This is a genomic window from Geodermatophilus sp. URMC 63 (assembly GCF_053502565.1).
This window is the reverse complement of sequence record NZ_CP199956.1, coordinates 1070016-1082576: the sequence shown is the minus strand read 5'-3', so window position 1 is coordinate 1082576 and position 12561 is coordinate 1070016. Positions and strand designations below refer to the sequence as shown.

The 12561-nt window shown below is 76.2% G+C and carries 11 protein-coding genes; 8 read left to right on the top strand and 3 right to left on the bottom strand.

Translation table 11 applies throughout. The features are described 5' to 3' along the window. Positions 1 to 13: 13 nt before the first annotated feature. Complete coding sequence (locus tag ACWIZO_RS05300) at positions 14 to 1039, bottom strand: 1-phosphofructokinase family hexose kinase (RefSeq protein WP_448641464.1); 1026 nt, start codon at positions 1037 to 1039, stop codon at positions 14 to 16. Further along, the gene (locus ACWIZO_RS05295; RefSeq protein ID WP_448641463.1) at positions 1036 to 1803 is read right to left on the bottom strand and encodes a DeoR/GlpR family DNA-binding transcription regulator; all 768 of its coding nucleotides are present in this window, start codon (positions 1801 to 1803) and stop codon (positions 1036 to 1038) included. The genes ACWIZO_RS05300 and ACWIZO_RS05295 overlap by 4 nt, the downstream gene beginning before the upstream one ends. A 191-nt stretch (positions 1804 to 1994) precedes the next feature. Between ACWIZO_RS05295 and ACWIZO_RS05290 the strand changes: the two genes are divergently transcribed. The 3 genes from ACWIZO_RS05290 (at position 1995) to ACWIZO_RS05280 (ending at position 6548) form a co-directional block, all read left to right on the top strand. Continuing rightward, complete coding sequence (locus ACWIZO_RS05290; protein ID WP_448641462.1) at positions 1995 to 3704, top strand: putative PEP-binding protein; 1710 nt, start codon at positions 1995 to 1997, stop codon at positions 3702 to 3704. Between the two features lie 141 nt (positions 3705 to 3845). Beyond that, positions 3846 to 3980: a hypothetical protein gene (locus tag ACWIZO_RS05285; RefSeq protein ID WP_448641461.1), complete on the top strand. Its 135-nt coding sequence runs from the start codon at positions 3846 to 3848 to the stop codon at positions 3978 to 3980. Positions 3981 to 4472: 492 nt separating this feature from the next. Continuing rightward, entirely contained in the window at positions 4473 to 6548 is a 2076-nt protein-coding gene (locus ACWIZO_RS05280) for a diguanylate cyclase domain-containing protein (protein WP_448641460.1), read from the top strand. Positions 6549 to 6627: 79 nt separating this feature from the next. On the opposite strand, the gene ACWIZO_RS05275 is transcribed toward ACWIZO_RS05280, so the two are convergent. Then, a complete protein-coding gene (locus ACWIZO_RS05275) occupies positions 6628 to 7458 on the bottom strand; it encodes a tyrosine-protein phosphatase (RefSeq protein WP_448641459.1) in 831 nt (276 codons plus the stop codon). Between the two features lie 177 nt (positions 7459 to 7635). Here ACWIZO_RS05275 and ACWIZO_RS05270 point away from each other — a divergent pair, with 177 nt between their 5' ends. Genes ACWIZO_RS05270 through ACWIZO_RS05250 form a run of 5 tightly spaced genes read left to right on the top strand, consistent with a single transcriptional unit; the run spans position 7636 to position 12536 of the window. Next, the gene (locus tag ACWIZO_RS05270; protein WP_448641458.1) at positions 7636 to 8847 is read left to right on the top strand and encodes a substrate-binding domain-containing protein; all 1212 of its coding nucleotides are present in this window, start codon (positions 7636 to 7638) and stop codon (positions 8845 to 8847) included. A 47-nt stretch (positions 8848 to 8894) separates the two neighbouring features. Next, positions 8895 to 9695 carry an ABC transporter ATP-binding protein gene (locus tag ACWIZO_RS05265; protein WP_448641457.1) on the top strand — a complete coding sequence of 267 codons (801 nt, stop codon included), beginning with the start codon at positions 8895 to 8897 and terminating at the stop codon, positions 9693 to 9695. Continuing rightward, positions 9692 to 10513 carry an ABC transporter ATP-binding protein gene (locus ACWIZO_RS05260; RefSeq protein WP_448641456.1) on the top strand — a complete coding sequence of 274 codons (822 nt, stop codon included), beginning with the start codon at positions 9692 to 9694 and terminating at the stop codon, positions 10511 to 10513. Before ACWIZO_RS05265 ends, ACWIZO_RS05260 begins: the two co-directional genes overlap by 4 nt. Next, positions 10510 to 11394, top strand: coding sequence for a branched-chain amino acid ABC transporter permease (locus tag ACWIZO_RS05255; RefSeq protein WP_448641455.1), 885 nt, complete (start codon positions 10510 to 10512; stop codon positions 11392 to 11394). Before ACWIZO_RS05260 ends, ACWIZO_RS05255 begins: the two co-directional genes overlap by 4 nt. Beyond that, complete coding sequence (locus tag ACWIZO_RS05250; protein WP_448641454.1) at positions 11391 to 12536, top strand: branched-chain amino acid ABC transporter permease; 1146 nt, start codon at positions 11391 to 11393, stop codon at positions 12534 to 12536. Before ACWIZO_RS05255 ends, ACWIZO_RS05250 begins: the two co-directional genes overlap by 4 nt. Positions 12537 to 12561: the final 25 nt, after the last annotated feature.

The window sequence follows — 12561 nt, the reverse complement described above, 5'->3', positions numbered from 1 at the left end:
ACCTTCCGGGGCGTCAGGAGACGTCCCGGCCGGCGGCCGGGACGGGTCGGGCAGCGGGCGGTGCGGGTGGGGCGGACCCGGGCGGGCCGGGTTGTACGGAGACGCCGGCCAGGTCGACCTGGGCGGGCGTGGGGAGGGCCGAGCCGGGCAGCGCCGCGGCGGCCGCGCCGGTGGCCACCGCCCGGCGCAGGCGCTCGGCCGCGGGCGCCCCGGCCAGGGCGCCCAGCACGTGGCCGGCCAGGCTCGAGTCGCCGGCGCCGACGGTGCTGCGCACGGTGATCCGCGGCGGGCGGGCCGACCACACCTCGCCGTCGGCGGTGGACAGGACCGCGCCGTCCCCGCCGAGGGTCAGCAGCACCTCGGCGATGCCGCCGGCGTGCAGCGCGTCGACGGCGGCGCGCAGGGCGGCGAAGTCGGCCAGCAGCTCGGCCTCGGTGGTGCCGGCCACCTGGGCCAGCTCCTCGCTGTTGGGCTTGACCAGGTCCGGCGCCGACGCGGGACCGGCGGCCAGCAGCGCCAGCAGCGGCGCCTCGGAGGTGTCGACGGCGACGCGGGCGCCGGTGTCGCGGACGGCCCGGACCAGCTCGGCGTACCAGTCCGCCGGCGTGCCCGGGGGCAGCGAGCCGGAGAGCACCACCCAGCCGGCGTCCCGCGCCGCGTCGTGCAGCGCCGCGCGCAGGGCGGCCCGGGTGTCGGCGTCCAGTGCCGTCCCCGGCTCGTTGAGCTTGGTGGTGGTGCCGTCGGGCTCGGTGAGCGTGTAGTTGGTGCGCACCGGCGCGCCGGTCGGCACGGTGCGCAGCGGCAGCGACAGCGCCGCCAGGGCCGTGACGAGCGGGTCGGTCTCGTCGGCCGGGACGACGGCGAGGACGTCGGTGCCGGCCGCGGCCAGCACGCGGGCGACGTTGACCCCCTTGCCGCCGGGCTCGGTGGAGCTGGTGCCCAGCCGGGCGACCTCGCCGCGGGCCAGCGGGCCGGGCAGGACGAGCGTGCGGTCGAGGCTCGGGTTGGCCGTCAGCGTGACGACGCGGTCGCCGCTCACGCGACCACGACCTCGACGCCGGCGTCCTCGAGGCGCCCGACGACGGCCTCGTCGGCGCTGCTGTCGGTGACCACGACGTCGACGTCGTCGACGGCCGCGAAGCGCACCAGGTGCTCCCGGCCCAGCTTGCTGCCGTCGGCGAGGACGACCACGCGCTGGCCGGCGCGGACCATGGCCCGCTTGACCGAGGCCTCCGCCTCGTCGGGGGTGGTCAGCCCGTGGCCGGGGGTGATGCCGTTGGCGCCGAGGAAGGCGACGTCGATCCGCAGGTCGGCCAGCGCGCGCACCGGCGTCTCGCCGACCGCGCACTGGGTCAGCCCGCGGACCCGGCCGCCGAGCACGTGCAGTGTCAGCCCGGGGGCGGTGGCCAGCCGGGCGGCGATCGGGACCGAGTTGGTGGCGACGAACAGGTTCCGGTCGGTGGGCAGCGTCTCGGCCAGGGCCGCGGTGGTGCTGCCGCCGTCGAGCAGCACGCTCCCGCCGGGGCCGGGCAGCAGGTCGGCCGCCGCGGCAGCGATCTTGCGCTTGGCCTCCGCGCGGGTGGCGTGGCGCTCGGCGAGCGCGGTCTCCATGAGGGTGAGCGCGCCGGAGGGGACGGCCCCGCCGTGCACCCGGCGCAGCACCCCGCCCCGCTCCAGGACGGCGAGATCACGGCGGACCGTCTCGGTGGTGACCCCGAACTGCTCGGCCACGGCGGTCACCGCGATCCGGCCCTGCTCGACGACCAGCGTGGCGATCGCCTGTTGACGTTCCTCCGCGTACACCGGCCACCTCCTCGTCATCCCGTCGGTGTCCCTGATCCGGATCACATTCGTGTCCGAATGTGTGGGACCGGGCTTGTGTCTCTGTTGTTCTACGTGGGATCCGTTGACAAGTCAACACCGGTTCGTGAGTCTGGTCACCGACGGACGACGGTGTCCCGCCCCTGCCCGCCTGCCGACCCGATGAGGTGCCCATGTCCACCACCACCCCGACCGTCCCGACCGCGGACCGCCCGGCAGCGGGTGTCCTCACGGGCACGCCCGTCGTCCCCGGCGTCGTCCTCGGCCCGGTCGTGCGCCCGGCCGGCGCGGTCGCGCTGCCCGGCGAGGCGTTCGACCCGCTGCCCGAGTCTGTACGTGCAGAGGAGAAGGCGCGCTTCACGGCCGCCGCGGACGCCGTCGCCGACCGGCTCGCCCAGCGCGCGGCCGCCGCCACCGGGATGACCGCCGAGGTGCTCTCGGCCACCGCCGGCCTCGCCCGCGACCGCGGGCTGCTCGGCGCGGTCGAGCAGCGGATCGCCTCCGGCGTCCCTGCCGCGGTGGCCGCCGTCCAGGCGGCGCAGCAGTTCGTCGACGTCTTCAGCTCGCTGGGCGGGGTCATGGCCGAGCGGGTGACCGACGTCCGCGACGTCCGCGACCGGGTGGTCGCCGAGCTGACCGGCCAGGGCGAGCCCGGCGTCCCCACCCCCGAGGTGCCCTCCATCCTGCTGGCCGACGACCTGGCCCCCGCCGACACCGCGGGGCTCGACCCGGCGCGGATCGTCGGCCTGGCCACCCGGCTGGGCGGCACGACCAGCCACACGGCGATCATCGCCCGCCAGCTGAACCTGCCCCTGGTCGTCGCGGTGGAGGGGCTCGACGCGGTCCCGGCCGGCGTGACCGTGCTCCTCGACGCCGAGGAGGGCGCGCTCACCGTCGACCCCGACCCCCAGGCCGCCGCCGGCCAGCTCGAGGCAGCGCGGCGCGCGGCGGCGGCCCTGGCCGGCTACCAGGGGCCGGCCGCCACCCGTGACGGCGTCCCCGTGCCCGTCCTGGCCAACGTCCAGGACGGCGAGGGCACGCGCCTGGCGATCGCGGCGCACGCCGAGGGCGTCGGGCTCTTCCGCACCGAGCTGGCCTTCCTCGGCCGGGCCGCCGAGCCGACGGTCGAGGAACAGGCCCGCGGCTACGCCGACGTGTTCGAGGCCGTCGGCAGCCGCCGCGTCGTCCTGCGGACCCTCGACGCGGGCTCGGACAAGCCGCTGGAGTTCGCCACCCCGCCGGAGGAGGCCAACCCGGCCCTCGGCGTCCGCGGGCTGCGCGTGGCCCGGCGAGACCCGGGGCTGCTCGACCGGCAGCTCGACGCCGTCGCCGAAGCGGCCCGCCGCACCGGCGCCTCGCCCTGGGTGATGGCGCCGATGGTGGCCACGGTGGGGGAGGCCGCCGACTTCGCCGCCCGGGTGCGCGCCCGCGGGATGGTGCCCGGCGTCATGGTCGAGGTGCCCTCGGCCGCCCTCCTGGCCGACCGGGTGCTGCAGCACGTCGACTTCCTGTCGATCGGCACCAACGACCTCTCCCAGTACGCCTTGGCCGCCGACCGGCTGTCGGCCGACCTGGCCGACCTCACCGACCCGTGGCAGCCGGCCCTGCTCGCGCTCGTGGAGGCCGCGGCGAGCGCCGGCCGGCGTGCGGGCAAGCCGGTGGGCGTCTGCGGCGAGGCCGCCGCCGACCCGCTGCTGGCCTGCGTCCTCGTGGGGCTCGGGGTGACCTCGCTGTCCTGCGCCGCCCCGGCCGTCGCCGGTGTCGGGGCCCGGCTGGCCACGGTGGACCTCGCCGCCTGCCAGGAGGCCGCGGCGGCGGCACTGGCCGCCGACGACCCGCGGGCCGGCCGCGCTGCGGCGCGCGCCGTCCTCGTCCGCGGCTGAGGGACGGGCCGGCCTCACCCCGTGGACCGAAGGATCGTCGGGTGAGACCCGTCTCCTCCTGCGCATCGTCGGAACACCGGCGTCTCCACCTGCATTGCCACTGGTGCACGGATCAGCAGCACCGCAGAGGAGACGACGGACATGAACAGCGGGACCACCTGGCGGCAGCGGCGGCAGGCGGCTCGGACGCGGCGGGCCCTCGACCGGGCCCTCGCGCGCACCAGCAGCCCGGCGATGCGCGACGAGCTGCTCACGATGGCCAATCGCGGCTTCTGAACCACGCGTCGGAGGGCGGACCTCCCCGTCCGCCACCGCACGCAGGCCCGCGGCGGCCCCTCTCCAGGGGGTCGCCTCGCTGGGCGCACTCGCACGGCCCCGGTCCGCACCCCGCTGACCGGGGCCGACCGCTGTCCGGGGTACGGGCTCTCGCCGGGGCCGACCGCTGACGGGGCCGACCGCTGACGGGGCCGAGCGCTGACGGGGCCGAGCGCTGACGGGGCCGAGCGCTGACGGGGCCGACTGCGGGCCCGATCGCTCTCCGGGGTGCCGGCCCTCGCCGGGCCGTCCTCCCTCACCGCAGCGTGTCCTCCCTCACCGTGGGCGGTCAGGGAGGACACGCGACGATCAGGTCCCCTGATCGTCGCCCCGCCCCCGGTCCCCCGTTCGGGGCAGGCGGCTCAACCCGGCACCGGAGTGTGCCGATGACCCCGCCGTGAGTGGAGTGCGCCCGGGGGTCGACCCCCGTCCCGACGCCGACGGGGGATCCCGGTGACCGCGGCAGCCGCGGAGCCGCGGGAGACCTCCGGGGTCACCACGGCGCTGCTCATGAGCTACCTCAGGGAGCACGGCGGGGACGCCGCCGTCGCCGAGACCCTGCGCCGGGCCGGTGTGCCGTTCACAGCCGCCGAGCTGTCCGACCCGGCCACCTGGACCGGCTACGACACGCGCGTCCGGCTGTTCGCCGCGGCCACCGAGGTGCTCGGCGACCCCGACGCCATGTTCCGCATGGGCGCGGAGTCGCTGCGCAACGGCATGAACGCCACCGTGGTGCTGCTCGTGCGCGCCATGGGCTCGCCCCGGCAGGTCTACGCCCGGCTGCCGCGCGCGGTGACCAACTTCAGCACCACGTCCACCATGACGGTGCTCTCGTCCGACGCCACCTCGGCGACGATCCGCTACGAGCTGCACGACGGGTACGTCCACTCGCGGCTGGACTGCGACTACGCCCGCGGCCTCATCAGCATGGTCCCCACGATCTTCGGGCTGGCGCCGGCGCGGGTCGTGCACGAGGAGTGCGAGTCCTCCGGCGCCGAGGCCTGCCTCTACCACCTGTCCTGGGACCGCCGGCTGCGGCCGTGGCGCCGCCGGGGCGCGCCGGCGGCCGACCCGGAGATCACCGCCCTGCGCAGCCAGGTCCGCAGCCTGCAGTCCGCCGCCACCGACCTCGTCGAGGGCGGGGACCTGCAGACGGTGCTCCCGCGCATCGTCGAGCGGGCCGCCGCGGCCGTCCTGGCTCCGGCCTACCTGCTCGCCGTCTCGGCGCCGCAGGGCGGCGCGCCCCTCGTGCACAGCTCCGGCCTGCCGGCCGGTGAGGTCCCGGCCCTGGCCGCCCGGCTGCTCGCCGGGGACGACCTGGGTCCGGGTGCCGTCGTGGTCGACGTCCGGTCGGCGCGGCGGACCCACGGCCGGCTGGCCGCCCTGGGGCGGGCCGGCGACGGGGGGCTCGGCGACGAGCGGGCCATGCTGGCCGCCTACGCCGGCCACGCCGCGGCCGCGCTCGACCTGGTGATGGTCCTCGAGAGCAGCCGCATGGAGGCCCGCCGGGCGGGCGCGCTGCTCGAGCTGGCCCACGGGCTGGCCCGGGCGACCGACGCCAACGGGATCTGCCGGACCGTGGCCGAGGCCCTGCCGAGCGTCGTCGGCTGCAGCAACGCCTCCGTCATGCTGTGGGACCCGGCCGCCGCGACCCTCGCCACGGCCGCCTCGACCGGGCTGCCCCGGGAGCAGGAGGCGGTCATGTACGCCACCGCACTGCGCGCCGAGGACGTGCCCGAGCTGTTCGGCATGCTCACCGACCGCGAGCCGCGCGCGCTCAGCGCCACCGGCAGCAGCGGCCCCCTGCGCGACCTGCTGTCGACCCTCGGGCTGACCGACGCGGTCGCCGTCCCGCTGCTGGCCGGCGCCACCTTCCTCGGGGTCGTGACGGCCGGCTGGTCGCGGGGGGAGGTCAGCGGCGTCGCGGACGCCGACGTCCTGGCCCGCCTGAGCGGTGTCGGCGACCAGGCCTCCACCGCGCTGCAGAAGGCGCGGCTGCTGGAGACCGTCCGCCACCAGGCCACCCACGACTCGCTCACCGGGCTGCCCAACCGGGCGCTGTTCCGGGAGCGGCTGGCCGCCGCGATCGCCACGAACCCGGCGACCGGCTCGGTCGGTGTCCTCTTCTGCGACCTCAACCGGTTCAAGGCGGTCAACGACACCTTCGGCCACGCGGCCGGCGACGAGCTCCTGCGCCAGGTGTCGGCGCGCCTGCGGGCGGCGATCCGGCCCGGCGACACGGTCGGACGGCTCAGCGGCGACGAGTTCGCGGTGCTGCTGCCCCGGCTGGCCGACCCGGTCGACGCCGACGGCGTGGTCGCCCGCGTGGACGCGGCCTTCGCCGAGCCGTTCCGGCTGGACGGGATCCCCGTCGACGTCGGCACCAGCACCGGCGTCGCGGTCCACACCGGCGAGGCCGGCGACTCCTCCGCGGTGGCCGAGCAGCTGCTGCGCGACGCCGACGCCGCCATGTACCTGCACAAGCACCGCGACCGCCCGCCGGCCCCCGAACCGCGCCGGGCCACCTGACCGGCCCCTCCGGCCCCGCCCGGCCCCGTCCCGGCTCCCACCCTGAGCGTGCGGAGGGTGGGGAGGACGGGGTCCTTCCTCAGTCCCGCAGGCGGGCGCGCAACCGCGCCTGCTCGTCGGCGCCGAAGCCGTGCTCCGCCAGCCAGCCGAGCGGGCCGCCGTGGCGCTCGTGCAGCAGCTGGAGCACCCGCCGCATCGTCTCCGCGCGCGGGGTGTGGCTCGCGACGTCGCGGCGGGTCATGTCCTCGGCGTAGGTGGGGAAGCTCCGGAGCTTGGCCACCAGCGCGTCGATGACCTCGGCGGTCATCGCGTAGTCGGCGACGATCTCCTCGTCGGGCACCCCGGCCACGGCGAGGGCGAACATCACCACGACGCCCGTGCGGTCCTTGCCCGCCGCGCAGTGCACGACCGCTGCGCCGTCGCTCCCGGCCGCCAGCGCCCGCACCGCCGCCACGACGTTCTCCGGCCGGTGGTGCAGGTAGCCGAGGTAGGCCCGCACCGCGGGCGGCTCGACCTCGTCGGCCTCCGTCGTCTGCCGGGGGAGGACCGTCTCGGCCCAGTCGGCGGGCAGCTCCGGGACCTCGTCCTCCTCGACGGCGAACACGTCGGTGTGGTGCCCGCGCTCGGGCAGCAGGGTGAAGTGCCGGTGGGTGACGCCCTCCACCGCCCGCAGCGGGCCGCGCCCCTCGAGCAGCACCTCCGCGGTCGTGCGCAGGTCGACGACGTCGGTCAGCCGCACCTCCTCGGCCAGCCGGCGGACGTCGTCGTCGCTGAGCGTCTGCAGGTTGTCGCTGCGCAGCACCCGGCCGAACGCCGTCGTGCCGCCGTCGGTGGTCGGCAGGCCGCCCAGGTCGCGGGTGTTGGTGGTCCCGTCGAGGCGCAGCCAGCGCTCGGAGCGCACGGAGGTCACCCCCCGACGTTACGGCGGGCGCCGTCGGAGTGTGGTCGCCACCCACACCTCCCGCTACGGCTGTGGTGATCACCGCCATGGGCAGTACCGAGCGGTATCTCTAGCGTGTGGTGCAGACCACTCCGGACGACGTCGTCCGGAGTGCCCGTGCACCGCCGCACACCCGAGGAGCCCGCCATGTCGCGTCCCCGTCCCCGGACCGCCGTCCTCGCCACGGGGGCCGTGCTGGCCCTGTCGGTGGCCGCCTGCGGCAGCCCCACCGCCACGAGCTCGGGGGGCGGCGACGGCGGCGGCGGGGAGGAGTCCCCGGTCCAGGTGGGGCTGGTCTACTCGGCCTCCGGGCCGCTGGCCACCTACGGCGAGCAGTACCTGCAGGGCTTCCAGGCCGGCCTCGACTACGCCACCGACGGCAGCGGCGAGGTCGACGGGCGGCGCGTCGAGGTGGTCGAGCGCGACGACGCCGGCGACCCGGCCAAGGCCGTCGCCGAGGCCACCGACCTCATCGGCCAGGGCGTACAGGTGCTCGCCGGGTCGACCGCCTCCGGCGTGGCCACCCAGGTGGCGCCGCTGGCCGAGCAGAACGACGTCCTGTTCATCTCCGGGTCCGCCGCCACCGACGCGATCACCGGCGTCAACGACAACACCTTCCGGTCGGGCCGGCAGACCTACCAGGACATCCTCACCGCGCAGTCGTTCATCGGCGACGCCCAGGGCAAGGACGTGCTGGTCTTCGCCCAGGACAGCGCCTTCGGGCAGGCCAACGTCGCCGCCGTCACCGCCGTCCTCGGCGGCGGTGGGGCGACCGTCACCCCGCTGCTGGTCCCGGCGAGCGCCACCGACCTCACCCCCTTCGCCTCGCAGGCCCGTGACGCGGGCGCCGACCTGGTCTTCGTCGCCTGGGCCGGCGAGACCGCCCCGGCGATGTGGCAGGCCATGGGCCAGCAGGGCGTCCTCGACTCCACGACGGTCGTCACCGGTCTCGACATCCGCGCCAGCTACGCCACCTACGGCGCCCAGGCGACCCAGATCGACTACCTGTCGCACTACTTCGCCGAGGCCGTCGACAACGAGGTCAGCCAGGCGATGACCGAGCGGGTGGAGGCCGACGGCGGCCAGGTCGACCTGTTCACCCCCGACGGCTTCACCGCCGCGCAGATGGTCGTGCACGCGCTCCAGGAGGGCGGGGACGACGTCGGCGCGATGGTCGACTCCCTCGAGGGCTGGACCTTCGACGGCGTCAAGGGCGAGCTGACCATCCGCGAGGAGGACCACGCCCTGCTGCAGCCGATGTTCCAGGCGCGGCTGGAGGAGCGGGACGGCGAGCTCGTGCCGGTCCTGGTCGACACGCTCGACCCGGAGTCCGTCGCCCCGCCGGTCGCCACCTCCTGACGACCGCCACGACCACCCCGACGACGCAGGATCCCGGAGGACCAGCCGTGGGCAGCACCCTCGCCGCCGGCGCCGCGCCGGCCGCCCGCCCCGCGGGCGCGCCGGTGCTCCAGGTGGCCGGCCTGACCTGCGCCATCGGCGGCGCGGTGATCGTGTCCGACGTCGGCTTCGACGTGGCCCCCGGCGAGTTCGTCGCCGTCATCGGTCCCAACGGGGCGGGCAAGACCTCGCTGTTCAACCTGCTGTCGGGGCTGCTCCCGGCGACGGGCGGGACGGTCACCCTCGACGGCACCGACATCACCTCGGCGAGCCCGGCGGCCCGGGCCCGCCGGGGCCTGGGCCGCACCTTCCAGGCCTCGTCGGTGTTCGCGGGACTCGGCGTCCGGGAGAACGTGCGGCTGGCCGCGCAGGCCCGCCTGGGCGGCAGCCTGCGGCCGTGGCAGCGGGTGCGGGCCGGCGACCGGGCGTACGAGGTGGCCGAGCGGGCGCTGACCCGCGTGGGCCTGGCCCGGCGCGGCGACGCCCTGGCCGGTGCCCTCTCCCACGGCGACAAGCGCAAGCTGGAGCTGGCGATCCTGCTGGCCACCGACCCGGTGGTCGTGCTGCTCGACGAGCCGATGGCCGGGGTGAGCATCGAGGACGTCGCCGGCCTGACCGAGGTCATCGCCGACGTGCACCGCGAGGAGGGCCGCACGGTCCTCATGGTCGAGCACCACATGGACGTGCTGCTGGGCCTGGCCGACCGGGTCGCGGTCATGCACCACGGCTCGCTGCTCGCGCTGGACACCCCGGCGAGGGTGACCGCCGACCCCGCCGTCCAGGAGGCCTACCTGGGGGACCAGCTGTGACCGCCGGGCGCCCGGTGCTGCTGCGCATGCAGGACGTGCACGTCCGCCTCTCGGGCAGCCACGTCCTGCAGGGGGTCGACCTCACCGTCCGCCGCGGCGGGGTCACCGCCCTGCTGGGCCGCAACGGCGCCGGCAAGACGACGACGGTCCGGTCGGTGCTCGGCCTGGTGCCCTCCACCGGCACGATCGAGCTCACCGACGTCGGTGGCCGCGTGCACCGGCTCTCGGGCCGGCGCACCCACGACGTCGTCCGGCTGGGCATCGGCTACGCCCCCGAGGACCGGGAGGTCTTCGGCGGGCTCACCGTGGCGGAGAACCTCACGCTGGCCGAGCGGCGCGACTCCGCCCACCACCACGACCGGGTGTACGAGTTGTTCCCCGAGCTCGCGCAGCGCAGCAGGCAGCTGGCCGGGACGCTCTCGGGCGGCCAGCAGCAGATGGTCGCCATCGCCCGGCTGCTGCTCAACGACAACCAGCTGCTGCTGGTCGACGAGCCGACCAAGGGCCTGGCGCCGCTGCTGGTGGCCGAGGTCGCCGAGGTGCTCGCCCGCGCCGCCGAGGAGGTGACGGTGCTGCTCGTCGAGCAGAACCTGTCCGTGGTGCGCCGGATGGCCACCGACGCCGTCGTCGTCGACCAGGGCCGGGTGGCCTGGTCCGGGCCGGCCCCCGACCTGCTCGCCGACGCCGACCGCGCCCGCGAGCTGCTCGGCGTCGCCACGAGCGGGACGACGCACGCGGCGGGCGAGCCGGTGGGCCCACCGGGGACGGAGCCACGGGTGCGCGTGCACCGGACGAGCGCCGGCGAGGCCGGCGCATGAGCACCGTCGTGCTGCTGGCGGTGACGGGCCTGGGCCTCGCGGCGCTGTACTTCCTCGTCGCCTCCGGCCTCTCGCTGATCTTCGGGCTGATGGGCGTGCTGAACTTCGCCCACGGCGCCTTCCTCACCATCGGCGCCTACGGCACCTGGTGGGCCGCGGGGAACCTGCCCGGCGCCGGCGGGAGCGGCTGGGGGTTCGTCCTCGCCGTCGCCTTCGGCGTCGCGGTGGGCACGCTGGTCGCCGCGCTGGTGGAGCTGGCGCTCATCCGCCCGCTCTACGAGCGGCACATCGAGCAGGTGCTGGTCACCGTCGGGCTCAGCCTGGCGCTGGTGGCGCTCGTCCGGGCCGTCTGGGGCGCCGACCCGCGGCCCTTCCCCGCGCCGGCGTGGGCGAAGGACACCACGTCGATCCTGGGCGCCAGCGTGCCCAACGACCGCTTCCTGCTGGTCGGCAGCGCCGTCGTCGTGCTGCTGGCGGTGCTGGCCTTCCTCCGGTTCACCCGCTTCGGGTTGGTCATCCGGGCCGGCGTGGAGAACCGGTCGATGGTCACCGCGCTGGGCATCGACGTCCGGCGGGCGTTCACGCTGGTCTTCGCGCTCGGCGGGGCGTTCGCCGCCCTGGCCGGCGCGCTCGGCGGGGTCTACCTGGGCTCGATCTCCCCGGGGCAGGGCACGTCCCTGCTGATCTTCGCCTTCATCGTCGTCGTCATCGGCGGGATGAGCTCGATCACCGGCGCGGCCGTCGCCGCCGTCCTGGTCGGGCTCGTGCAGCAGTTCGCCAACTACTACGCGGCCAGCGGGGTGGGTGACCTGTCGGTCGTCCTGCTGCTCGCCGTCGTCCTGCTGACCCGCCCCGGTGGGCTGACTGCGAGGGTGGCATGAGCCGGAAGCTGACGCGGCTGGCGCCGCTGGTGGTGCTCGTCGTCCTGGCGGTCCTGCCGTTCTCCACCCTGCAGGTCCCGGGCCTGTTCGACGGCGTGCTCAACGGCCCCGGCACCCTGCAGCTGCTCGCGCTGTGCCTGGTCCTCGGCGGGGTCGCGCTCTCCTACGACCTGCTGTTCGGGTTCACCGGGCTGCTCTCGTTCGGCCACGCCCTCTACTTCGCCGCCGGCACCTACGTGGCCAACCTGGCGCTCACCGAGCTCGGCTGGGGCCTGGGCGCGGCGCTGGCGCTGACCACCGCCGTGGGCGTCGTGCTGCCGCTGCTGGTGGGCGCCGTGGCGCTTCGGGTGTCGGGCATCGCCTTCTCGATGGTCACGCTGGCCGTCGCGCAGGTCGGGTCGATCGTCGTCCTGCGCGACCCCGGCGGCCTGACCGGCGGCGAGGAGGGCCTGGCGCTCGACCGCGGCAACGTCCCCGACGCCTTCGTCGGCGTGCTCAACACGGTGAACCTGTACTGGCTGGCGCTGACCTACCTCGCCGTCGTCTACGCCGTCGTGGCGTGGGTGACCGGTTCGCGCGCGGGTCGGGTGTGGCAGGCGATCCGGGAGAACGAGCGCCGCGTCGAGGTGCTCGGCCTGCGGCCCTACGACTTCAAGCTGGTCGTCTTCGTCCTGGCCGGGCTGCTGGCCGCCCTCGGCGGGGTGGTGCACCTGCTGCTGCTGGGCGGCTCCACGCCGCGCACCACCACCGCCGACTTCACCCTCGGCCTGCTGGTCATGGTGGTGCTCGGCGGCGCCGGCAGCCGGTGGGGCGCCGTCGTGGGCGGGGTGCTCTACACCTACCTCGACAGCCGCCTCACCGACCTGGCCTCCTCGCCGGCCGTGCAGGACCTGCCCGCGTGGCTGCGGGTGCCGCTCTCCGAGCCGCTGTTCCTGCTCGGCTCGCTGTTCGTGCTGGTCGTCTTCTTCGTCCCGGGCGGCATCGCCGGGGTGGTCGCGCGGCTCCGCGAGCGGCGGGCCGGACGGCGTCCCGCGACCCCCACGGGTGGGGGGACCCCGGCGCCGGGCCGGGTGGTCGAGCAGCTGCGCGAGACGGCCGCCCGGGGGGTGGGCGCCGGCGCCGGCCCCCGCGACGGCGTCTGACGGCGGGGGGCGCGCCACGATCAGG

Coding starts and splice junctions, on each gene's coding strand:
- ACWIZO_RS05255 (WP_448641455.1), top strand. CDS start 10,510: ATGAGCACCGTCGTGCTGCTGGCGGTGACGGGCCTGGGCCTCGCGGCG.
- ACWIZO_RS05250 (WP_448641454.1), top strand. CDS start 11,391: ATGAGCCGGAAGCTGACGCGGCTGGCGCCGCTGGTGGTGCTCGTCGTC.
- ACWIZO_RS05270 (WP_448641458.1), top strand. CDS start 7,636: ATGTCGCGTCCCCGTCCCCGGACCGCCGTCCTCGCCACGGGGGCCGTG.
- ACWIZO_RS05285 (WP_448641461.1), top strand. CDS start 3,846: ATGAACAGCGGGACCACCTGGCGGCAGCGGCGGCAGGCGGCTCGGACG.
- ACWIZO_RS05290 (WP_448641462.1), top strand. CDS start 1,995: ATGTCCACCACCACCCCGACCGTCCCGACCGCGGACCGCCCGGCAGCG.